The sequence below is a fragment of the Oleiphilus sp. HI0080 genome (genome assembly GCF_001635135.1).
In genome coordinates this window covers 1-22576 of the sequence record NZ_LWFU01000002.1, presented here as the reverse complement: position 1 = coordinate 22576, position 22576 = coordinate 1, and the positions used below count along the sequence as shown (strand labels likewise).

Annotated in this window: 20 protein-coding genes; 15 read left to right on the top strand and 5 right to left on the bottom strand. The window is 46.9% G+C overall.

The features are described 5' to 3' along the window. Positions 1 to 82: 82 nt before the first annotated feature. A complete protein-coding gene (locus A3751_RS00140; RefSeq protein ID WP_068450802.1) occupies positions 83 to 970 on the top strand; it encodes a glucosaminidase domain-containing protein in 888 nt (295 codons plus the stop codon). Positions 971 to 1035: 65 nt separating this feature from the next. Here the strand turns inward: A3751_RS00140 and A3751_RS00135 are convergent, their stop codons facing one another. Next, a complete protein-coding gene (locus tag A3751_RS00135) occupies positions 1036 to 1992 on the bottom strand; it encodes a polysaccharide deacetylase family protein (RefSeq protein ID WP_197466052.1) in 957 nt (318 codons plus the stop codon). Positions 1993 to 2248: 256 nt separating this feature from the next. Here A3751_RS00135 and A3751_RS00130 point away from each other — a divergent pair, with 256 nt between their 5' ends. The 8 genes from A3751_RS00130 (at position 2249) to A3751_RS00095 (ending at position 12258) form a co-directional block, all read left to right on the top strand. Continuing rightward, a complete protein-coding gene (locus A3751_RS00130) occupies positions 2249 to 3169 on the top strand; it encodes a histone deacetylase (RefSeq protein WP_068450797.1) in 921 nt (306 codons plus the stop codon). 95 nt (positions 3170 to 3264) lie between these two features. Beyond that, complete coding sequence (locus tag A3751_RS00125) at positions 3265 to 3789, top strand: TIGR03546 family protein (protein WP_068450794.1); 525 nt, start codon at positions 3265 to 3267, stop codon at positions 3787 to 3789. Next, on the top strand, positions 3786 to 5639 hold the full coding sequence (locus tag A3751_RS00120; RefSeq protein WP_068450791.1) for a TIGR03545 family protein: 1854 nt from the start codon (positions 3786 to 3788) through the stop codon (positions 5637 to 5639). Before A3751_RS00125 ends, A3751_RS00120 begins: the two co-directional genes overlap by 4 nt. A 152-nt stretch (positions 5640 to 5791) precedes the next feature. After that, positions 5792 to 7252, top strand: a complete 1461-nt coding sequence (locus A3751_RS00115) for a hypothetical protein (protein ID WP_068450789.1) — start codon at positions 5792 to 5794, stop codon at positions 7250 to 7252. A gap of 9 nt (positions 7253 to 7261) precedes the next feature. Next, entirely contained in the window at positions 7262 to 8587 is a 1326-nt protein-coding gene (locus A3751_RS00110) for a glycosyltransferase (RefSeq protein WP_068450786.1), read from the top strand. Beyond that, a complete protein-coding gene (locus A3751_RS00105; protein WP_068450783.1) occupies positions 8587 to 9654 on the top strand; it encodes an HlyD family secretion protein in 1068 nt (355 codons plus the stop codon). Before A3751_RS00110 ends, A3751_RS00105 begins: the two co-directional genes overlap by 1 nt. A 175-nt stretch (positions 9655 to 9829) precedes the next feature. After that, complete coding sequence (locus A3751_RS00100; protein ID WP_068450781.1) at positions 9830 to 10897, top strand: CNNM domain-containing protein; 1068 nt, start codon at positions 9830 to 9832, stop codon at positions 10895 to 10897. Between the two features lie 200 nt (positions 10898 to 11097). Next, positions 11098 to 12258, top strand: coding sequence for a diguanylate cyclase (locus tag A3751_RS00095; protein ID WP_068450778.1), 1161 nt, complete (start codon positions 11098 to 11100; stop codon positions 12256 to 12258). 12 nt (positions 12259 to 12270) lie between these two features. On the opposite strand, the gene A3751_RS00090 is transcribed toward A3751_RS00095, so the two are convergent. Together A3751_RS00090 and A3751_RS00085 are read right to left on the bottom strand one after the other, a co-directional pair. Next, positions 12271 to 12711: a hypothetical protein gene (locus A3751_RS00090; protein WP_068465238.1), complete on the bottom strand. Its 441-nt coding sequence runs from the start codon at positions 12709 to 12711 to the stop codon at positions 12271 to 12273. Positions 12712 to 12723: 12 nt separating this feature from the next. Further along, complete coding sequence (locus A3751_RS00085; protein ID WP_068450772.1) at positions 12724 to 13668, bottom strand: hypothetical protein; 945 nt, start codon at positions 13666 to 13668, stop codon at positions 12724 to 12726. Positions 13669 to 13918: 250 nt separating this feature from the next. Between A3751_RS00085 and A3751_RS00080 the strand changes: the two genes are divergently transcribed. The 3 genes from A3751_RS00080 to A3751_RS23330 all read left to right on the top strand — a co-directional run bounded on the left by A3751_RS00080 (position 13919) and on the right by A3751_RS23330 (position 16516). Next, complete coding sequence (locus tag A3751_RS00080; RefSeq protein ID WP_197466051.1) at positions 13919 to 15100, top strand: glyceraldehyde-3-phosphate dehydrogenase; 1182 nt, start codon at positions 13919 to 13921, stop codon at positions 15098 to 15100. A 68-nt stretch (positions 15101 to 15168) separates the two neighbouring features. Continuing rightward, positions 15169 to 15696: a DUF1439 domain-containing protein gene (locus A3751_RS00075; protein ID WP_068450766.1), complete on the top strand. Its 528-nt coding sequence runs from the start codon at positions 15169 to 15171 to the stop codon at positions 15694 to 15696. Positions 15697 to 15925: 229 nt separating this feature from the next. After that, a complete protein-coding gene (locus tag A3751_RS23330; protein WP_068450763.1) occupies positions 15926 to 16516 on the top strand; it encodes a PEP-CTERM sorting domain-containing protein in 591 nt (196 codons plus the stop codon). 604 nt (positions 16517 to 17120) lie between these two features. On the opposite strand, the gene A3751_RS00065 is transcribed toward A3751_RS23330, so the two are convergent. Together A3751_RS00065 and A3751_RS00060 are read right to left on the bottom strand one after the other, a co-directional pair. Continuing rightward, positions 17121 to 17732 carry a PEP-CTERM sorting domain-containing protein gene (locus A3751_RS00065; RefSeq protein WP_068450809.1) on the bottom strand — a complete coding sequence of 204 codons (612 nt, stop codon included), beginning with the start codon at positions 17730 to 17732 and terminating at the stop codon, positions 17121 to 17123. 143 nt (positions 17733 to 17875) lie between these two features. Next, positions 17876 to 19180 carry a DUF3422 family protein gene (locus A3751_RS00060; protein WP_068450755.1) on the bottom strand — a complete coding sequence of 435 codons (1305 nt, stop codon included), beginning with the start codon at positions 19178 to 19180 and terminating at the stop codon, positions 17876 to 17878. A gap of 231 nt (positions 19181 to 19411) precedes the next feature. Between A3751_RS00060 and A3751_RS00055 the strand changes: the two genes are divergently transcribed. The 3 genes from A3751_RS00055 to dnaE form a co-directional block, all read left to right on the top strand. Beyond that, a complete protein-coding gene (locus tag A3751_RS00055; protein ID WP_068450752.1) occupies positions 19412 to 19783 on the top strand; it encodes a DUF3461 family protein in 372 nt (123 codons plus the stop codon). Positions 19784 to 19807: 24 nt separating this feature from the next. Next, complete coding sequence (locus tag A3751_RS23805; RefSeq protein WP_068450743.1) at positions 19808 to 20650, top strand: transporter substrate-binding domain-containing protein; 843 nt, start codon at positions 19808 to 19810, stop codon at positions 20648 to 20650. A gap of 149 nt (positions 20651 to 20799) precedes the next feature. Next, positions 20800 to 22576: DNA polymerase III subunit alpha (gene dnaE / locus A3751_RS00045; protein ID WP_156492132.1), on the top strand; the 1777-nt coding region annotated here is incomplete at its 3' end.

The window sequence follows — 22576 nt, the reverse complement described above, 5'->3', positions numbered from 1 at the left end:
GTGGTGATCCATGGGCCGCCTGGAGAGAGAAGTAATCATTGTCTTTTTGTTTTTAATCCCACTGGCATGATAAGGAAAAGTGATGCTCAAACTAATTGAAAAAATATCATTTCTTCAGGGGCTGATAGCGCTTTGTGTTCTCTGGAGCTTGATTATTTTTATCATTGAGTCCGACGGCTCTTTCGAGACCGTAGAGGTGCCTGACTTTAAGAGTATGGAGTCGGTATCGGCAAAGAAGCAGGCGTTCTTTACGTATTTTGGAGCACTCGCTGAAGAGGAAAATCAGCGTATTTTATCGATTCGCGAGAAAATACAGTCAGGTGTGAAACAAAGCACCTTGGAGAAATTAGCTAAGAAGTATCGTTTAGATATTAATGATCCAGCGAGTGAAAAGGATGTCGCGGATCTACTGAGTCGCGTTGATGTTGTGCCGAGCTCCTTGGTCTTGGCGCAGGCAGCGATTGAGTCTGCTTGGGGAACGTCACGCTTCGCGACCGAGGGCTACAACTTTTTTGGCCAATGGTGCTTTAGTAAAGGTTGCGGAATGGTTCCATCAAGTCGAAACGAGGGTGCGAACCATGAAGTGCGAACTTTTGATTCGCCGAAAGAGTCTGTGCAAGCGTATTTCCTCAACATTAACAGCCATCCGTCTTACGACATGGTGCGACAACTCCGCCTCGATGCGCGCAATGAGAGTAAGCCTGTTCATGGGTGTGTGCTCGCGGCTGGTTTAGGAAGTTATTCGGAACGCGGGCAACACTATATTGATGAGATTCGTCTGATGATTCGGGTTAACGATCTATCGCCGCACGGTAAAGGTCCATGCGCGGCAGCGCCTAAGGTTGTTGAAGAAGCAGAAGATCAGGGGAGCGACACTGCCGGATTAGCGGATAGCTCTGTGAAAAATGACGATGCTGAGCAAGATCAACAAGATCAGAGTAAGGCCTCTGGAGATGCTGCCAAGCAGTAACTCGATGGTATTAGGCGACGAAGCACAGGCCGGTCGCGAAGTGCAGAGCGCTAGTGCTCTGCGTACTAAGAGCCATCGGGCTTTGGTTTGATCCAAGCGTGGGAGAACCAGTAAAACCGCCCCAGCTCTTCCGATGGTGCTGTACAGTTAATACGTGAACGCCCGACGGGTAAGACGGGAAACGCTTCAATCACGATGGATTCGCGGGTTTGTTTGAGCTTTAAGGGCTGGCCTTCGAAAAAGCAGGTAATACCAGCGTATTGTTTCGTAAACTGAATGCTTAGTCCTTCTGCGAGTGCATCGCCCGTTACGATTTTCAAATCAGGCGCTAACTTTTTGGCGGCCATGGGTAGACTGGCTACTTTGGTTTTAAATTGGCTCATCGCTCCAAATACATTGGTCATCGGGAAGCGCGGAAGGGCGGTCATGTCCAGGTCTTGTCCAACAGCGCCCGACTGTTGTCCAAATGCCGTATAGCCCAATTCCTTTAGTAAGGCTTGAACTTCAGCTGTATATTCTCCATAAGGGTAGGCGAATAACTTTTCTGTTTTGCCCAGATTTTTCTCGATTAAACGCTCTGGCCTTGTTATCTCCTCGCGCACACGCTGCAGCCACGTCGCTGTATTTTCTTCGGCTAGCTGACGCACTAAATGCGCATGGCTATGCGTATGGTTAGCGATTGTTGCGCCGTTCTTTGACATTTCTTTTAGCTCAGCCCAGGTGATAAACGAGCTTAGTTTTTGCTCCACGGGCTGAGTAGCAACGAAAATAGTGAATGGCCAGCCGCGATCGCGAAGCATTGGGTATGCAGACTGGTAAATCGATCGATAGGCATCGTCAAAGGTAATCGAAACCACCTTGTCTGGAAGAGGCTTTGATGCTTTGAGATGCTCGACTACATCAGGCAGCGACCAGACCTCAAAACCATTCTCCTCGATATATTCGAGGTGCTTTTCAAATAGCTCTGGGCTGATACTTGTGCTGGGCGGTGACTTATCGTCCACATGGTGGTATTGAAGCACAACCGCTGCTTCTAAGTTCGGACTGGTTAGACACGCGAGCGCACAAGCGAACCGTATGAAGCATATCGTGGCGTTTGAGACGAAATTTCGATGAGTCAGTTTCATTGGGCTAGCTTAAATGAGCTGCAGGCAATTTTCGATATCGATTTTAAGAATTACGCGGTAACACGCGCGTTACGTAATTTTGGCTCTCGACGAACTAAACAGTTCTGGTAAGGTTAGGTCATCCAAGGACTTTTTTAGATCAAGTAGATATTTGAATTCGCTACCTCTTGTTTATCACCCTAATTACTCGTGTGCCTTCCCCGAGAACCATCGCTTCGTGATGTCGAAGTTCGTGCGTCTTTATGACTACTGTTGCGATCAAGGTTTCGTTAGTGATCGTAATCTGTTTACTCCGGGCGTTGTTTCAAAAGAGGTGATGGCTCGTGTGCATGATAAGGATTACTTGGATATGATCTGTGATCAGCAGCTTGACCCAAGGGCTTGGCGTCGCATTGGTTTGCCATGGAGTCAGGGGCTTGTTGATCGAACGTTTACCGCACCAAACGGAACGCTCTTGGCGGCGCGACTCGCTCTAAAGTACGGAATGGCAAGCCATCTCGCAGGAGGGACACACCATGCGCACCATGATTTTGGTTCAGGGTTTTGCTTGTTAAATGATCTTGCGTTTACTGCAAAAACGCTGATCGAATGTGAGGAGGTGAACAGCGTTCTGGTGTTTGACTTAGACGTTCACCAGGGTGACGGAACAGCGGCGATGCTGAGTAATGAACCGCACGCATTTACTTGCTCTATCCACTGCGAAAAGAACTTTCCGTTTCGCAAGAGCGATAGTGATCTCGATATTGGTCTAGAAAAGCATACGTCCGATCATGACTATCTGGAAATCGTCGAGAGCACTCTCCAAAGCTTACTAGATCAACAAGCGCCGGATATCGTGCTTTATGATGCTGGCGTTGATGTCTGGGTGGATGACGGGCTCGGACACCTCGATATCAGTTCGTCTGGTATTAGGCAGCGCGATGAGCTGGTTCTAAAGGCGTGTCTAAGTCGGGGTATACCTGTGGCCACTGTGATTGGTGGTGGGTACGATAAAGATCATGCACGACTAGCTCGGCGCCATGCCGTAGTAATTGAAACAGCGGCCGAGCTATTTTCTTCACATCTCTTGTAAGGTTTGCATCTTAGACTTTCGCCTTTAGGTTCTAGCTTTTTAAAGACTAGGGCGTTAATGTTTTGTTCTATTTAAAAGATGTTGGTGCACGAACAATGCTAAACGGATTTATCAAGTTTCTAAAACTGCTCAATGCAAATGAAAACCCAGCGCAACTGGCAGGTGCGATCGTACTCTCTATGATCATGGCGCTGACGCCGTTTTGGAGCCTACATAATCTGCTGGTGGTTTTGATGCTGTGTGTTTTGAGGATCAACTTATTTACGTTTTTTGCAAGCTTTCCCGTTTGGTCGGGTATCGCTTGGCTACTTGACCCTTACTCAGCGTCTATCGGCGAAGGGCTTTTGCTCAATGATTCTTTACAAGCGTTATGGGCGAGTATGTACCAAAGTGACCTTTGGCGCCTGGCGCACTTTAATAACACCCTGACTATCGGTAGCTTGCTGCTCGCTAGTGTACTTGCGGTTCCTGTGTATATCGTTAGTGTTTGGTTAATCAAACGCTACCGCGACACCGTTGTGGCTTGGGTGAATCGCTTGCACATTGTAAAGGCGTTAAAGGCTTCGAGCTGGTTCCAGAAGCTTTCATCGGCGTATTCAGTGGCAGAGGTAGCACGATGAATCAGACTAAACAAAAGAGCATGATCCGACCTGTTGGTATTGTCGCCTTTGCGCTGATTACAGCGCTGCTCGTGCTCTGTTTTTATTGGGCAGCACCGTGGCTCATTAAGCAGGGAATAGAGCGCACAGGAACTCAGATTAATGGCGCGCGCGTTGACGTTGCGAATGTTGATCTATCGCTCTCTCCGGCAGGTATTTACATCTTTGGCTTACAAGTTACCGATGCGAAGCAGCCTATGCAGAATATGCTAGAACTGGAGCAAGCTTACGCAGAGCTTAATTTGTTTGAGCTTTGGGGCGGTAAGATCATCATTGAAGATCTAAACATTCAGTCGCTGCGCTTCGGCACTGAACGCACAGAGTCGGGCGCTGTGTCTGACTCTAGCCTAGCGAACGACAAGGCTTCAGGCGAAGAAAGCGATGCAGCCCCGCCTTCTGTTTCTGAATCCTTCGCCAGTCTTGGTGGCGAATTGCCGGATGCGGAGTCTATTTTAGAGCGGCATCCGCTCAAAACGACGAGCTTAGCAACGCAGTTAGATGCCACCTTCGCGGAGCAGAAAAACAAATGGCAAGCGACCGCTCAAGCGCTGCCTGACGAAACTCGTCTTGAATATTACGAACAAGAATTTAAGAAGCTGACGAGTGGCGACATCGACTCGCTAGAGGCATTTAACGCACGTAAAACTAAATTTGATGCCTTAAAGCGTGAGTTAGAAAAAGATCAGGCCTTATTGCTCCAGGCGAAAAAGGATCTTCAGCAAAGCCAAGATTTGGTACAGAAGAATTATCAAGCGCTCAAGCGCGCGCCGCAGGAAGACTTCAAGGCACTAAAAGCACAATATAGCCTTGATGCGGACGGTGGGCTTAATCTTACTGGCTTACTCTTTGGGTCGCAGTTTCAGTCTTATGTTGAAGATGCTATGTATTGGTATAACCGTCTTGCGCCGCTTATGGCCAATACAGACGGCTCTTCTGAAGACGTAACAGCAGAGGCTCATCAAGACCTTATTGCCCCTGAACGCGGGACCGGACGATTTATTCATTTTGGTGCAAAGGCGAAAACGCCTGATTTCCTGATTCAAAAAGCGCAAGCCAGCGCTGTGCTTTCGCAGGGTGAGCTTATGTTGTTGGGGCAAGATATCACGCATCAGCAGTATCTTACGGGCAAGCCGAGTGTTGTTAGCGCCAAGGCGACCGAATTAAACGATACCGATGCACTGGATATTTTGTTGACCATTGATCACCGAACGGAACAGGCCACCGATACACTCGCTATCGATATCAAAGGCCAGAGTTTGGAAGACCTGAATCTCAGCCAGAGCGAGAATCTCGCNGTCAGCGTTGCCGCTGCGAAATTGGATCTCAACGCCGATGTTCTGCTTGAAAATCAAAACCTAAGCGGTTCTGTGGGCAGTCGCTTTAACAGCGCAACGCTTGTCGGTGATGGTGAGTCGCAGGTTGCTAAAGAGCTTGCAAGTGCGCTTGCCAATGTTGAAGGCTTTTATCTGAACAGCCAGTTATCTGGAACCTTATCTCGGCCAGAGTTTGCATTTGAATCTGATCTCGACAAAGTGTTAAAAGACGCGATCGCGGGAAGATTTAAAGAAAAACAAAAAGAATGGGAGGGCAAGCTGAAGGCAAAGCTTGATAGCAAGCTAAGTAATTATTTGGCAGAGAATAAAGAGGTCACTAACTACTTTGGCGATCAAAGTGCCTTGCTGGACGGCGAGCTTGATTCGGTGGCGTCTCTATTAGATACGCAGCTTGATTCTTACGTTGATGCGCAGGCCGATGAGGCCAAAGACAAAGCGAGCAATGCGCTTAAAGACAAACTTAAAGGCCTGTTTTAGATATTCGCACGGTGAGTTTAATCGGCTGTGATGGTTTTGGGCTTTCAGGCTTTCAAGGCCGGGTGCGCAGGGGTTAATACGCTCTTGTGTAAAATATTATTTGCTCTAATCTAGACTGACTTCCTAAAAATTTAGTTCACCATCGGTTTTTTATGAAAAGCACGTTTTGTATTGCTGTGATTGGCGCTTCTAAGGAGCAGTTCACCCAACTGTCTGCGTCTTTTGAAGTTGTAGAGTCTGAAGTACAAGTAAGAGCGCTTGATCGCTTTGATGAGTCTGATAGTGAGCAATTTAATGCGTTTGTCATCGTTGGCGATCTATCAAAAGACAGCATGGCGGTATCGGCTCCAGAGACGGTTAATGTTATTCGCGAGTCGGAACATGGACTTAAGCCCATCGTCACGCTTGGGTTCGAACACCCGTTGAGCGATGCATTAATCTCTAGCTTCGACGAAACGCAACTAGAGAGGCTCATTCCGTTGTTCTATCACTACACTCAGCGAAATGAGATTCTTTCTTTGAATGCGCATGCAAATTTGATCGAACGCTTGATTCGTTATTTGTGGTTGGTTCCCGAAAGGAAGATTGCGGCGGTTAAAAATATGGGTTTGGTCGAAGCCTATCATTATCCTTTGTTAGACCTGTGGAGCCCGTCTTCGACACCCTCTCAACAGTTGGCTTGGTTAAATAAACAGGAAGATGCCCAATGGCTATCGCAGGATGCGAATATTGCGCGCACTAGAAACTGCCCCGGATGTCAGTCGGCTTTATTGAATTTTGTTGACTGCTGTCCGTCATGTCATTCCATTGATATACACACAGAGCGGGCGATTCATTGTTTTACATGTGGGCATGTTGCTGCGGAGCAGGAATTTCAGTTTCATGAGCGTTTGAGTTGCAAGAACTGCCACACGCAATTGCGGCATATCGGGACGGACTATGATCGTCCTATTGAGAATATGCGCTGCAGGAGCTGCGATGCGATGAGCATTGATGGTCAAGTGAAGGTCTTTTGTTTGAGTTGTGATCATGAATATGAGCAACATAGCTTGGTCACCAATAATTACTTTTCTTTTGCTCTAGGTGATCGTGGTGCAGAAAAAGCCCAGTATGGAACGGTAACGCAGAAACTCGCCGAGAGTTTGGATGCGCCGCTCGACTTGGAGCGCTTTGCATGGCAAACAGCTTGGCTGATAGAGCCCACTAATGCCTTGTCGCAAGCTCATGATAAAAATAGTGTTAGCAAACACTATTGCCTCAAGTTTACAGTGGCCGGTGACGCTCATTTTGTTCGTGGTAACTCTGAACCTGCTTTGCTCGATTTTTATAATGAATTTTTGACACGACTTGCTTCGCATCTCAATACGAGTGTCGTGCGCTGCAATGTGGATGATACGCTTTGGCTTTTCTTGCTGCCTAACTACGATGAAGCTGACGTCGAAAAACTAAAAAATACGATTGAAAGCATCTCTCAGGATGCGCTAGATAGTCCTATTGAAATACTCGCGACGTTTTATGAGTTGTCTGATAAGGGCGGGCTTGCAGAAACACGTACCTGGCTGAGCAGTATTGCAGAACAAGAACTTGTAAGCACTGTTGAAACAAAAGGCTAGGAACTGGCAATGGTAGATAGTTTAAGTATTTACTACTCTATTCAAAGTGCTCTTCACGCGCTTATTGAGGATCCGTCTGCCGCTGCTTATGTGCTGCCACTTATTTTCTTGCTTGAGGCGCCGATTAGTATTCTAACCATAACCGGTATGGTTCGCTGGTATCGATGCTACAAAAAACGCAAACCCTTATGCATTCAACCTAAAGTATCCTGCATTATTACCTGCTATGGAGAGGGTGATGACATCATTAAGACGGTGGTGAGTTTGTGTGAGCAGAATTACAAAGGCATTATTGAAATTATCCCCGTCGTAGATGGCGCGATCCAGAATCAGGATACCTACGAGGCCGCACGTAAATGCGAAGAACTCGTTAAATACTATCCAAATCGAACATTGAAAATCATTCCGAAATGGCAGCGTGGCGGCAGGGTTTCTACTTTAAACTCAGGTCTTGCTTTCGCGAGTGGTGAGATCGTGATGAACGCCGACGGCGATACTTCTTTCGACAATACGATGATTGTCGAGGTGCTGCGTGAATTTGAGGATGAGAACGTGCCCGCAGCGGGAGGTTCCTTACGTGTTCGCAATTATACCGACGGTCTCGCAACGCAAATGCAGAATTTGGAGTATATGATCTCGATTCAGGGCAATAAAACAGGCTTGGCGAATTGGAATCTGATTAATAATATCTCTGGCGCGTTTGGCATTTTTCGGCGCGATTTTTTGAAGCAAATTGGTGCTTGGGATACTCATACAGCAGAAGATCTAGATCTGACGGTTAGAATCAAGCAGTATTTTAAACGGCACCCCAACTTTCGTTTGCCCTTCGTACCTTTAGCAATCGGGCATACCGATGTGCCAGCTAACTTTAAGCAACTGTTCAGTCAGCGCCTGCGTTGGGATGGTGATCTCGTCTTTTTATACATGCGCAAACACCGCTATGCCTTGAATCCGGGTTTAATTGGCTGGAAAACCTTTTTGTTTACGCTCATTTACGGTATTTGGCAGAGCATTATGCTGCCCATTCTCATTCTGGTATTTAATATCGCTATGTTCGCTCATGTTGATATTAATGAATATCTTGCTTTGCTGGTCGTTCAGTACATTATCTATCTAATTTATGCGCTGCTACTTTATGGCTTATTTATGTATATGGTGTCAGAGCGCAAAGTGCAGGACTTTAAAGCGCTGCTGTTCATGCCGCTTTATCCTTTTTATGGCTTATGTATGCGCATGGCGACAGTATTTTTTACTTTGAATGAACTGGTACGGCGGGGGCATGAAGAAAGCAATATGGCTCCGTGGTGGGTTTTGGCGCGAGGAAAACGCTTCTAATGAAAGTTGAATTTAAACATGAAAAGCAGCATGACCCGACGCGTCAAACGGGTTTTAAGGTTTCTTACGCGCCAGCTAAAAGGGCAACGTTCAAGATGCGTTGGTACCTTTTGGTATTGCTGGTTGTTAGCCCCGTCGTGTACGTATTTTGGCATTTTTTCAATGCCGATATATTAGTAAAAGCGGATGGTATTCTAACGAGTGAGCCGGTGACGATATTCGCACGCGATGAGGGGGTTGTTGTTGATATTGGCTATCAACAGGGGGATCGAATAACGCGTGGGGCTCCTTTGATTGAAATGCGCTCATCTGTGTTTGCGGCCGAAATAGCTTTGCTTGAAAATCGATTGGCGGAATATGAAGAGTCTGTTTACAGGACGAGCTTAAAAATTGAGGATGTTAGTGATCGAAAAGTGGCACTTTACGATAACGCAAAAAAAACATCGCTCGGTTTCAAAAAGGAAATATCGGATAAAAAATACGCACAGCATATGCCGTTGTCGGATCGCGTTGCGCTTGAGTTGGCCAAACTTGAAATTGAAGACAAAGCCGTTGAGGCAGAGCGCGAGAGCATTCTTTCTCATGCAAGGGAAACAAGCAGCTTCACTGCTAGCGTTTTGCTTGATCTGGAAAAAGAGCTAAGTAGAGCAAAAGCGAAGCAGAGTCAGCTGAATATTTACGCACATGCTGAATCGATTATTAACGAAGTCTTTGTAAGCGAGGGCGAATTTGTCGTTAAGGCGAGCCCACTTATGTCACTGCGTAATCGTGAGCAACCGGTTGTGAATGTTTACCTGCAGCCAAACCGTTTGGAATATGCGAAGCAGGGTAGCAAGGCTACAATCAGGTTCCCGGATGGAAAAAAATACATTGGGGAGGTGAAAGTGCCGGTAAAAGTAGTAGATAAGATTCCTGCAATGCTGTCCGGGCCTTTCGAAACATCGAAAGCGGCGATTAAGGTGCAAATTGATATTGATGAGCCAATCGATGAGTTTGTTGAGGGCTTGCCGGTCGAGGTGCGTTTTCACTATGGGAATGCTCACCCTGTCCTGCAGCGGTTTTGGTAGCAGACAAATACCGATCTCAGATTAACGGCGGCCTGCTATAGAAACTGCGCCTCGTAAAAATGGTCGCCTTATAAAATGTTTTATCTATTTTTTTCTGTGCTGTTGGTGAGTATATCCTTAGAGCCCTGATTCTCAACGTGCTACAGTTAGCGTGTCTCATTACTGGTAAGGCGGCATGACTCTCCTTGTTATTTATCTTGCGATCGCGATTGGCGTTTCGTTTTTGTGTTCTATTCTCGAAGCAGTTTTGCTCTCTATCTCACCTAGTTTTGTCGAGACCACCAATGCGGAAAAGCCCACGCGTGCAGGTAAGCTTAGGGAGATTAGAGACAACCTCGATGAATCATTGTCGAGCATCCTCATACTTAATACCTTCGCGCATACAATGGGGGCCGCTGGTGTTGGTTCCCAAGCGATGCAAGTGTTTGGTGCAGAGTGGGAAACCTTAATTGCCGTATTGCTGACACTCGCCATCCTGTACTTTTCCGAGATTATTCCAAAAACCCTAGGCGCGACGTTTTGGCGTCAGTTAGCGATTCCTGCCGCTTATGTCATTTCCTGGCTTGTTAAATTGGTGTATCCGCTGGTGTGGTTGTCGACGCGTTTGACCAAGCTGTTTAGCTCAAATCAAAGCAATGAAATTACGCGTGAAGAGATTATTGCGCTTGCGTCTCTTGGTCACAGGGAGGGAAATCTATTTACGCAGGAAAATGAGTACCTTTCCAATCTTCTAAGTCTTCGGGAAATTACCACCGAGAAAATTCTCACACCACGAAGTGTTGTGCACATGCTTTCCACTGAGACAAGTATCAGCGATGCCTTGAACGATCCGCTGACTCGACAATTTACGCGTATTCCCGTGTACGGTGAGCATGTAGATGATGTGATTGGTAAAGTCATTCGCGCAGACTTATACGAGGCGGAGCGAGACGGTAAGGGTAATGAGTGTATAGGGACAGTCATGAAACCACTGTTTCGCGTGTCGAATAAGCTCCCTGTGCAAAGTCTGCTTGATACGTTTATCAAACAGAGAGCGCATTTGTTTTTGGTTACCGATGAGTTTGGTCAAAATGAGGGGGTTGTTTCTTTAGAGGATGCGATCGAAACCTTGTTGGGGCGTGAGATCGTCGATGAGACCGACACCGTAGAGGACATGCAGGCTTTTGCAAAAGCAAGCCATAAGCAGCGTATGCGTGATGAGAAACAAGATCGTGACAGTCATAAGTCGAGCTCTACGCGATAGGCCTGAACTAGGCTTGTCATTGAAATTGGTTCGTGCGGTACGTCGCTGAATGAGTCAGAAGTGAAAAGTACCGTCGCTAGTGTGGTTTATACACTATACTTTTGCACATTCGCTTCGAATAGTCCGATTGAGTGTGCGAGACAAGCGATCTTCAGGGCTAAGTTGGAGCATTGTGACCAATAATTAGAAGACGAAACATTTTGCATTCCTCTGATAGCGCAGCAGAACATTTTGATCAGCTACGAAAACGCTGGGAGATAGAGCAGGTAATCTCTGTTTTACTGAGTAACTCGCTGGGCGCGATTATCGGTAACTTGCTCAATATCAGCCTTGTTGGTTTCCTGTTGATTGAGATCTACCCGGGAGCTTGGCTGGTGACTTGGCTTGCTTTTGGTTTGTCGCTAAATGCGTTTCGACTGGCGCTCTATTTGTTTTATAAGCGCCGCCCTGGCCAATATAGAAGCGCTGTTTGGCTCAGGGTCTATCGGATCACTACCTTTCTCTCTGGTCTGCATTTTGGTGTGCTTGCGCTGTTCTTTTTCAGTTCGATTGAGCCCCTTTATCAGACTCTAGTTGCTTGCTTTATTTGTGGGTCGGTGGCCGCTGCTGTCGGCACGCATGGCGTCGACGCCACGACTTATCGTTTGTTTTTATTCCCTTCAGCCGTGCCTCTGTTGTTTCGCGCAGCGAGTGAGGGAACCGAAATTCATAGTGCATTGGCAGTGATGGTGCTGTTTTTAATTATCGTGATGATGCGTTGCGCGAATCAAACTCAGAGGACCATGCTTGATAATATTCAAATGAGCTATTCACTGAATTATCGGGCTACGCACGATCCGCTTGTCGCGCTATATAATCGAGAAGAGTTTAGGAGCGAGTTTAATAAAACGAGAACGTTGGCGGTAAATGAGGACAAGCTGACAACTTTAGTTTTTATTGATTTAGATAACTTCAAGCAAGTAAATGATTCGCATGGTCATGAAGCCGGAGACAAAGCACTGATTCGGATTGGCGAAATTATCCGGGCGAGCATTCGAAAATCGGATGTTGCGGCACGTTTTGGCGGTGATGAGTTTATCCTTTTGTTGTATGTGAATTCTACGGATGACGCCTTTCTGGTTTGTGACAAGATTCTTAGAGCGATCAACGTGGCAAGGCATGACCTAGAGGGCGCGGACAAGCTAGGTGCAAGCTTAGGTATTGGTTATACGCGTGATGGCAAGGTGTCGTTTGAGTCTCTTCTCAGGGCGGCAGACGCTGCCTGCTATGATGCTAAATCGAAAGGGAAAGGCCAGGTGAGTTCTAGAGAGGCAGAGAGAGAAGGCCGCGCTGCGGCTGAGCCAGCATCCTCACTTGCATAATGTTGGTGTGTCTTAAAGCAGTGTTTCAGCGAGCAATAGGCCCTCTCTTCCTGCCCAGTAGATAATACTGCACCAAACAAAGGTAATGAGTGCTAATTCAGAAATTATTCTTCTGCGCGGTTCTTTAAAGTGTCGCGCAAGAACAGCATACGTGGGAATACCGATTAATACTGGTGCTAACGTTGCTGAACCCAATCTTCCGTATTTTTTCCAAAACCGAAGTGCTTTGCGCAGTTTTCCGTTGAACCCCTTTCTTCGGTTCGTGCGACGTGCGGCCACAAAATCATTGATGAACACCATGCTGACGGCAGAAGACAATGCCGCGCCGAGATTGAATGTCAGCATCTCAAAATAACCAAACCCACTCCCGGCAGCAATCAGCGGGCCGAGATAGGTTTTCCATAAGCTTAAAAAGTACATGCTTGATGCTTGCAGTAGGTATGCGTCTTCCAAGAATTATTGCCTTTACAGTATGGATGGTCTGAAGTTAATACCGAGCTTGATATAGGAGCTGGCATCCACTTTAAAATCTGGCATGCTTACATGGCTGCCATTGATGCGGAGCGCCCGCAAGCCGCCAAGGCCTGTCTCTAGATTAAGCCAAAGGTTTTTGAAAACGCGTTGTTCAGCCGAGACGCCAAAATCCCAACCGCTTATTTCTTGATTGATCTGCGAGGATCCGGAGTCGATTTGCCAAGAACTTCCGGTTGGCGATGCGCCGATGCGAAAGAAGGTATCTTTTGTTGGAGCGAATAATACGGCAGGCCAGGGCATAATGGCACTGACGCTCCATTGTTCGTCTATTTGCCAAAATGCTCCGAGATAAGGGAGGTAGGTATCTTCAATGCCACCTACATCAAAGTATGCACCGAATGCCCACCATATGTCGTTGTCGTATACATGACGCGCAAAAAGTCCACCTAAGGTCTGCCAATCCCAATCGGAGTTATCGAGTGTCGCTTTATAGCCAAGTGGTGCGATAAAACCGGCAACCTGCGTCTCTTGGTTAATTTGTCTAAGCCAGCCGATTGGCAGGGCCGCTTGGGTAACATCGAACGATTCAAAGCCACTCTTGTTTGAGCTGATATTTGAACTGTTAATCCATTCGCCGACAAAGGCGATATCTTTGGGTGTTGCGAGAATCGGTAAAATTGCACTTTGCGCGAAGGTTGTTTGGTCAATCGAAATATCTGGCTGGTTGTCGAATTTAAGCTTGGTGTCGTTATAGCGTTTGTAATTAGCGCTAGCGAGGGGCAGAAAAGGTGCATTACTTTCTGCGCGTTGGAATACAATTTCGCTTTGCGAGAATTGCATCATCATGCGATCTAGGAAGTCATCTGCACTGGCCTCGAGAGATAGCGTCGCGAGGAGAAACAGTGTAATTAATCGCGATAAACAGCGTAGTTTCATTGAGTGAGCTAATAAATAATATGAATAGGAGCGACGCATGACCAGCATTGATCGAGGAGCGTCAAAACCGTTGACGACCGACACCTTATCCTAAGCTGCGATTCAACGCGAGTGTGGTTGTTTCAGGGTTCTTTGATCGAGTGTATCTCTGTTACTATTCCGAGCTTCCCAATCAATGATATCGAGGACGAAAGTGATTAACCCAATACCTAGGCGATGTAGGCTGCGAGAAAGCGCTAGAGAGTTTTGTTTGTGGGCGGTTTTCACCGCGATGTTTGCTGCAACGCCTTATGCAACTGCGGCGGGAGACATGTTTATTGATCCACTCGATGGCATGTTCGACGCGTCTCGATACCTTTCTGAAAATGCGTATGGTTTTCTTCCTGTCCCCATAATTATTACGGATCCTGCCGTTGAGGGTGGGGCGGGCATGGTGGGCGTGTTTTTTCATGAGTCTGAAGAAGACAAAGAAGAGCGCTTGAAGGCAATGCAAAGCTCCGAACGAGCGGCCTCGCACTTGTTGCCGCCAAGTGCGTCGTTTTTAGCCGCCGCTTATACAGGGAATGATTCCTGGTTTGCAGGTGCGGGCCATATGGCGTTTTGGGATAAGGGAAATATCCGATACACAGGTGGAGGAGGGCATGGTGATGTAAATTTGGCATTTTACGGCTTCGGCGAGGTCCAGCTGCCCTCTCCGATTGAGCTCAATACTCGCGCCAGCGGTGTGTTTCAGTCATTGAGAATGCGGGTAAAGGAAAGTCCATTGTTTTTGGGTGTGTTGCAGCGCGCGATTTCGGCTGAGATGCAACCAAGTCGTTTTGATGCATTGGACGACAGTACTTTGCCCGATGACATCAAACAGCAGATTAAAAACGCACTCACGGTTGAAACCAAAACCAGTGGCCTTGGTCTTGTGGCGGAGTACGATACTCGAGATAACGTGTTTTCACCTAAGGAGGGGTATCTGTATTCTTTAAAGTGGGTGCGCTTTGATGATGCAGTGGGCAGTGATGTCGATTATAACCTGACTATTCTAGAGGGATTGAATTATTGGCGTCTCAAAGAAGACTGGAGAATGGGGCTTAAGTTATACAGTGAGAATGTGAATCCAAGTGGTTTTTTGCCTCCCTTTGCTACGCCGACCATGATCTCTCGCGGTATACCTGCCGGACGCTATCAGGGCAATCATGTTCAACAAAGCGAAGTCGAGATGCAGTACGAAATGGGGTTTCGTTGGGAATTATTGGCCTTCTTAGGCGCGGGGCGTATTGCAAATGATCTCGATGATATCGGATCTTCAAATAGTTTGATTAACAAAGGTGCGGGTTTTCGATATCACGTCGCGCGTCGATATGGTTTTTTCATGGGGCTGGATTTAGCGCGAGGGCCAGAGGATACGGTGTGGTACATTCAAGCAGGATCTGCTTGGTAATGATTTATTGGATGGCTGGTTGGCTAATGGTTGGCTAATTGTTGGCTAAGTCAGGATAGGGATAAAAAATGAAACGAGTTTTGGGCGTGGCGTTGCTGCTGTTTTCGACCTCCATTTGTGCCTTTACTTTCGTGAAGGAAGTCACTGAACGAGAGCTGCAAAATCGGGTTGAGGAGATGATGCCGTTTCAGCGAAAGACCTTGTTCGGGATTATTTCCATTGCGCACCCGAATGTTCGACTTTATGAAGACGAGAATAAAGTAGGAGTCAGTGCGCAAATCGAGACCTTGGCGCCGAACGGTTTGAGAAGTAGCGGTACGATTGGTGTCAGCGGTACGGTCGTGTATGAAAAAACGGAAGGCGCATTTTATATTCGCGATGCAATCATCAACACTTTGGTTATTGATGGTTTAACAGAGCAAGGCACGGCGTTGATAAAGCCCTATGCGCAGGGGTTAATCTCTGGCGCTTTGCGAGCTAGTCCTGTGTTTGTTCTGAATGATGAGAATGCGCAACAGAGGCTTGCCAAGTCGAGCTTGCAGTCTGTTGAAGTAAGAGACGGAACGTTGAGAATAAAGATCAAGGCATTCCAATAAGTGCAGTCATGTTTACTGCTCGGCTTTCGCGAAATGTCTTGGTATTATCGATGGATTTTTGAGTGTCAGATATATTTACACTTTGGAGATATCTACCGCTCGCGCCTTTCTATAAGTTAATGAGTTAAAAGGTTTTTTTATTGATGGTTTGCTTCTTGCTGATACCTCGGTACTCGTTTGGTCAGGATGATCAAGTATTCTTGTAGTTAAGTAGTAGGAATCGTAAAAAATGAAAAAGATATTAGCGATGATCGCACTGGTTTCTTTGGCAGCAGGCGCGCAGGCGGGTCTGATTGAGGTGCAAGGCGGTGAGATTTATACGGCGCCAACGAATAATAATTTTGTCTCAGGTGATGATTACAACATTGGCGGAAACGTCTTCGCGACGACTGCGGTTGATCTGACCTTTACGTATCTGGGGCATGAAGCGGGCTACAACAACGATTTCTTTTTTCAAAACGATAGCTATAACTTGAACAACAAGTCCAACGCAGTTGGTAACAGCTTGAGTGTTTCGAATGTTTCGGCTGGCTTGTTGGATTTTCGTTTCTATGCGAATAACATTTCGGCGGGTTTAGCGAATGGTGAGAACAAGGATTTCGGTTCTGCTCAGTCTTTTGCGGTAATGCTTGATTACACGTTTGGTGGCGTTTTCTACGATGCCGTCCTTTATTGGGACGATTCTGGTGCTGGTCCCGATGACAATCATGATGACCATATTATCGGTTTAAATGCAGTTGCTGTTCCTGAGCCGGCAACACTTGCGTTGTTCGGGCTAGGCCTTGTCGGTCTTGTTCTGGCGCGTCGTCGACAACAGTAACACATACTGCTTGATTTGTTTTTTAGCGTCGCACCCAGATGGTTGCGGCGTTAGATAACGCCAGGCTCAGATCTGAGATAAAAAGCCCGCTTGATAGCGGGCTTTTTTGTGCCTAAGACGTTCTGGGTGCATTTTGTTCTGAATGCGCAGCGTCGCCACGTTCCGGGTGTTATCCCTGCACCCCGACGTGCGTTTCTGTAAGCGTAAGGGGAAGGCGAGTATTGCGTTTGTTAGAACGTTGGGGTCGCTCTTATGTTGTGAAGGTTGGCGGATACGCGCTCAATGGCGCGGAATCTTGGGTTGTATTGCACGCAGTGCGCTCGTTTGAGTGGAGGTGATTGATCGCGTTAAATGGTCTAGCTTGTCAGATGAAGCTGCACGAATGTTCGGAGTCTGATCTTCAAAGTATGTTTTGAAAGAGTTGCGTTTGAGAGATGACTTTCAAGGTTCAAAGTTCAAGCTTTAAGGTTCGAGGTTCGAGGTTCGAGGTTCGAGGTTTAAGGTTCAGTGCTCACTATTTGAAGTGCTGGTATGCGGTATTTCAGGCAAAGAAAAAGGCGCTAGAGAATGCTCTCTGCGCCTTTTAAAGCTGTTCGGTTTGGCGTTACTTAGATCGACGGCGTGCGCCAGCTAAACCTGCAAGGCCAAGACCCATGAGTGCTAGTGTTGCAGGCTCTGGGACTTCTGAAACACTAACGGCATCGATAAAGTTGCCGACGGTGCCAGCGCTTGGAACGATCGACGTGAGCATCAGATACGTTTCGCTACCTGTGCCAACAAAATCGTTGAGGTAGGTGTTCCAAACATTGAGGCGGCTGTCGAGCACTACGTCGAGAAGATGTGTGCGGCTCGTTAGGTCACCGGTAAACAATTCTAATCGGAATGATTCGCTGTTACTTGAGCGAGCACGGTATGCTAGTGATACGTCGTATGCTGCACCTGTACTCGTTGCAAAGCTTTGGTAAATCGAGAAGGCAGTTCCATCGTAAGGGTGCGCGTTCAATTCTCCATGCTTTGAGCCTTCATAAGAGGTTACGCCATTGAAGCCTGAAGCCCATACTTCAATGTTGTCGCCTTCCCAGCCACCAATATCTGAGTAGTAGGTCCAACCATTCGTGATTGTTGAATCTTCAAAGCCGCCATTGGTGATCAAGGTTGCATTGGCGATTGAACTGACCGTTAAGGCTGCTGCCGCCACTAAACTTGCTAATTTCATTTTCATATCCCTATTAATACTACGTTTACAACAGAGCTTAGATAAGCAATTAGTGTACCTAGTTAGTTAAGCTACTGATCTATAAGTAAAGTGTTGCTCATTTGTTTGTTTGAATGGTTGGATGTGTAAACTTTTTCGACAGTCTAGGTTTTGCTTTCTCTGAGTATGCTTTTTTTGATTCGTCGTAAGCCCAGAACCGCCGTTGCAATGCAAATTGGCACGGCGAATCCCACGATTAAATAACTTGAATCTATTACGCCTACTGCCTTAGCGGATTCAGCTGCGTACTTCACAAGGCCAACCAGATAGTAGGAAATGGCTGCGACGGATAAACCTTCAACGGCTTGCTGCATTCGAAGTTGCAGTTTTCCGCGATGGTTCATGGATTGCAGTAGACGCTGGTTTTGAGATTCAATCGTCAAGTTCATGCGCGTGCGAAGAAGTTCGCTTGCGCGATCAATCCTGCTTGATAGTTCATCTAAGTCTTTGCTGACGGTATCGCACGTAAAATAGGCTGGTTTGAGCCGCCGAGTTAGAAATTCATCAAGCGTCTGCAGCCCGCATACTTCTGTTTCCTCTAGCTCTGCAATGCGGCTCTTCGCTATGCGGTAGTATGCCTCTGTTGCGGAAAACCGGTAGTGCGTGTCGGAAATCACTTTTTCTATGTTTGCGGAAAGTTCGGTGAGTAGACTCATCATCCGCCGCTCATCTTCTAGGTCTTCAATGGCATCAATCTGTGTGATGATCCCTGCAAGTTCAAGGTTCATTCCACGAATTTTGGGTGCAATTTCTTTCGCAATCGGAAAGGCCAGCAAGGCCATCATGCGATAAGTTTCTAACTCAAGAATCCGTCGAACCAGGCGGCCTGTTTGGCATGGGTTTAGATCATGATTAAAAATCAGAAAGCGGCCCATGTTGTCGCTGTGAATACGATAAGAAGTCCAGATTTGCGCTCGCTTTTCATGCACGAAACTGCTGATTAATCGATGGCCCTCAAAATGCCCTCTTAATGACTCGATATCGATTTTTTCCGGAGGTGCTTCGATGTCGATGTGCAAGCCACTGATGACTTTCCCGGGTAGTCCAGCCAACCACTCCTCTGGTAATGGAGAGATGCCTGTCCTCTCAAATGGGGCGCTTTCAACATGATGAATGAAGGTGTAGGTAGAAAACTCGGTATGGCTTTCCCAGCGAAACTCAAAGCTTCCAAAATCTTGGTAGTAGCATGTCGCATCCGAATTGGGCTGAGGAGCGCTAAAGCGCGCGCACAAGTCACGGATATGTTCATACTCCTGAGCACGGGTTAGCTGGCTCTCGCTATCGTCCTTTGCGTGAAGAACCGTCAATGATGAGACGTGGGCGGGACTCGCTATGACTGGAAATGGGCGAGTGTGTAACTCGTTAAACAGGCCTCCTCGATGAGGATGAAATTGTAGAGATAATGTCATGAAGGTTCTTCTAAGCGTATTTTTTGGCAGTATTTAGCGTTTGTTTTGTGCAAAAGGCAATATTGCTTCATCATTTCTGCTTTGGCGGGTAGCTTAGTAGAGCTGGATTGAGCATCGATCACAAATGTGGCATAAAGGTACCTGAATGCACCAAGCGTTAGTAAGTGACAAAGACCTTTGTCGCTAGGTTGTCTGGGCGAATAGCAAACCTTTTATCAAAGGAGTAAGACTTTGAGCGCTTTGCAATCTCTCGGTGTTAAGAGCCTGGGCAACATTGACCACTACACTGTTCGTTCTGAACGCGATTTCGATGTTTTGAAGATTTATCACCGGCGGGAGAAAGGTGATCTCTTCCAAAAAAGTGAAAAATTCAAATTTCACCGTTCCATCAAGCCCCAAAAAGACTTCTCTAGTGATGATTACAGGCAAGTCAGCGAAGTATCGCCTATGCTTGTCAAGGTGATGGACGAGCTAGATACCATCACTCAGAAAGATTTTGTCGAACGTAATGCGAAAGAAACAATTCTGTCGGATTTGCGTCATCTTGAAAAAGTGGTCGCAAACAAGGTCGCAGAGATTGAACAGCAGCTTGAGAAGCTGTAGTTCGAGGCAGGTACGAGCAGCGAAGTGTTAAGGCATTTAGAGAGAGAGTGGGTTTTGCAGGTTTTTGGGTTGATGGTACTGTTTCTGTCGATTCTGTTGTGTGCAGGGCAGGGTCATGCAGACGAAGGCAACAAAGAGCTGCGTCTGGGCATTAGTTTGTCTATACCTCCTTGGGTTATCCGTGAAACCGATAGTGGCTTAAAGCTGGATATCATCCGTAAAGCGCTCGAAGGCAGCGGTTATAATGTCAAAACGGTTTATGCCCCCTATGCTCGAGCCTATGAGCTTTTTGAGCGAGGGAAAGTAGACGCGATTATGAGTCCCGGTGCGCCGATTGTAGATATCGGCTTCCTCTCCGAACCGGTCGTTAACTTTCACAACGTTGCAATCAGTCTGAAGAAAAAGGGTTTTCCTGGAAACCTGCCATGGTCGTTCTTGCATGATAAATCGATTGTTGCCTTTCAAAAGGCGAGCCTCTTGTTNGGCAACGATTTCTCTAGCCTTGTGAAAGACAATCCTTTGTATGAAGAAATTGGTCGCCAGCATTTGCAGTTAAATCTGTTGTTTGTTCGCGAAGTGGATTTGATCGTGATGGAACGAAGTATTTTTGGCTATTTTTGGCGACAGGCGGTGGAGCGAGAGTACCCAGGTGACCCCCGTTTTCTTCAGCAAGTCCAGTTCCATGAGTTGTTTGATGTTAGTGAATATCGTTATCTGTTTCTCTCTGAAGAGGACAGGGATGTGTTTGATAAAGGACTGGATCGCATCAAAAAAGACGGTACCTATAACGCTTTGCTAGAGCAGTACGGAAACATGTTTGAGCGATATGATCCTATCGCGAAAGTCACTTCTAAAACGCGTAATTAGAAGGCGAGCAGACCAAGCATCTGGAATGCACTCGTTGCCGCACTTTTAATTTTCATTCTAGGATTTATAGACCCCATGCTCCGTGTTAGCATTGCAGAGCTTCATAGCGATACCCCCCACTTCTAATATTTGTAGGTGAAATCCGCTCCATGTCTTCTGGTGCTCCGTCACAATTTATCCACTTGCGCGTGCATACTGAGTTTTCGCTAGTAAATGGGCTTGTGCGAATAAAAGCGCTCGCTGGAAAGGTGTCGGAAAATGCCATTCCTGCTATTGCGATTACAGATCAATCGAATCTCTGTGCGTACGTAAAATTCTTCAAAGCCGTTCGAGGCGCCGGAGCAAAGCCGATTCTAGGCGCAGATATTTATCTTGAAAACGAAGAGGATGAAGCAAGTCCGTATGTGATGACCCTGCTAGCGAAAAACCAAAAGGGTTATCAAAACCTCACAGAGCTCATTTCTCTGGGCTTTACGCAAGGTCAGAAGCAGGGACGGGCGCTCATCAAACGTGCATGGCTTGAGAATGCTGCAGAAGGTTTGATCGCATTGTCAGGCGGCCGTAGCGGAGATGTCGGCGTGGCACTGGTTTCGGGCAAGTATGAGCTGGCAAAGCAGAGGGCAGAGCATTGGCAGCGCATTTTTCCAAACAGTTACTATCTTGAGCTTCATCGAACCAAGCGTGAAAACGAAGAGGAGTGCCTTCACCAGTCTGTTCGTCTTGCACAAGATATTCGGTGTCCTGTTGTAGCCACGAATGATGTGCAGTTTATTGATAGAGAAGATTATGACGCACACGAAGCAAGAGTGTGCATTGCCGATGGTGAAACGCTTGATGATCCTAGACGTAAGCGCCGGTACAGCGAAGAGCAATACCTGAAAAGCACGGAAGAAATGCTTGCGCTGTTTAGTGATATTCCTGAAGCCGTTCAAAATACCGTCGAAATCGCGAAGCGTTGCAACGTTGAGATGCGTCTAGGTGAATATTTCTTACCCCAATACCCTGTGCCGGAAGGCATGACCATGGATGATTTCTTCCGCAAGTTATGCCGTGATGGTTTGGATGAGCGCTTAGAGACCATTCTAGAAGGGTGCGACACGGCAGAAGCACGACAAGAGTATTACGACCGCCTTAAGTTTGAGCTCGATATTATTTTGCAGATGGGATTTCCTGGATACTTCCTCATCGTTATGGACTTTATTCAGTGGGCTAAGAATCACGACATTCCAGTTGGACCTGGACGAGGCTCCGGTGCCGGCTCGTTAGTGGCTTATGCACTGAAAATTACTGATCTGGATCCGCTTGAATATGATTTGCTATTCGAGCGATTTTTGAATCCCGAGCGGGTTTCCATGCCTGACTTCGATGTCGATTTCTGTATGGATGGGCGTGATCGCGTCATTGGATATGTTGCGGATCATTACGGGCGCGAAGCGGTATCTCAGATTATTACCTTTGGAACCATGGCTGCGAAGGCCGTGGTGCGCGATGTAGCGCGAGTTCAGGGCAAGTCATACGGTTTGGCTGATAAGCTTTCAAAACTCATTCCATTTGAAGTAGGCATGACGCTCGGCAAGGCGATTGAAGTTGAGCCGGCTTTGAAGGAATTTCTCGAGTACGACGAAGAAGCGCAGGATATTTGGGACATGGCGCTGTCGCTCGAGGGTATTACTCGAAACGTTGGTAAACACGCTGGTGGTGTTGTGATCGCGCCAACCAAACTTACCGATTTTTCAGCACTTTACTGTGATGAGGAAGGCGGTGGCCTCGTTACGCAGTTTGATAAAAACGATGTTGAAGATGCCGGTCTGGTTAAGTTTGACTTCCTTGGCCTTCGTACCCTAACGATCGTCGATTGGGCGTTGAAGATGATCAATCCAAGGCGTGAACAAGAGGGTAAAGAGGCGATAAACATTGAGCGTATTC

What these genes read in the sequence shown, in the direction of transcription:
- A3751_RS00140 (WP_068450802.1), top strand. Translation starts at nt 83, where the DNA reads ATGCTCAAACTAATTGAAAAAATATCATTTCTTCAGGGGCTGATAGCG.
- A3751_RS00125 (WP_068450794.1), top strand. Translation starts at nt 3,265, where the DNA reads ATGCTAAACGGATTTATCAAGTTTCTAAAACTGCTCAATGCAAATGAA.
- A3751_RS00115 (WP_068450789.1), top strand. Translation starts at nt 5,792, where the DNA reads ATGAAAAGCACGTTTTGTATTGCTGTGATTGGCGCTTCTAAGGAGCAG.
- A3751_RS00110 (WP_068450786.1), top strand. Translation starts at nt 7,262, where the DNA reads ATGGTAGATAGTTTAAGTATTTACTACTCTATTCAAAGTGCTCTTCAC.
- A3751_RS00105 (WP_068450783.1), top strand. Translation starts at nt 8,587, where the DNA reads ATGAAAGTTGAATTTAAACATGAAAAGCAGCATGACCCGACGCGTCAA.
- A3751_RS00100 (WP_068450781.1), top strand. Translation starts at nt 9,830, where the DNA reads ATGACTCTCCTTGTTATTTATCTTGCGATCGCGATTGGCGTTTCGTTT.
- A3751_RS00085 (WP_068450772.1), bottom strand. Translation starts at nt 13,668, where the DNA reads ATGAAACTACGCTGTTTATCGCGATTAATTACACTGTTTCTCCTCGCG.
- A3751_RS00075 (WP_068450766.1), top strand. Translation starts at nt 15,169, where the DNA reads ATGAAACGAGTTTTGGGCGTGGCGTTGCTGCTGTTTTCGACCTCCATT.
- A3751_RS23330 (WP_068450763.1), top strand. Translation starts at nt 15,926, where the DNA reads ATGAAAAAGATATTAGCGATGATCGCACTGGTTTCTTTGGCAGCAGGC.
- A3751_RS00065 (WP_068450809.1), bottom strand. Translation starts at nt 17,732, where the DNA reads ATGAAATTAGCAAGTTTAGTGGCGGCAGCAGCCTTAACGGTCAGTTCA.
- A3751_RS00060 (WP_068450755.1), bottom strand. Translation starts at nt 19,180, where the DNA reads ATGACATTATCTCTACAATTTCATCCTCATCGAGGAGGCCTGTTTAAC.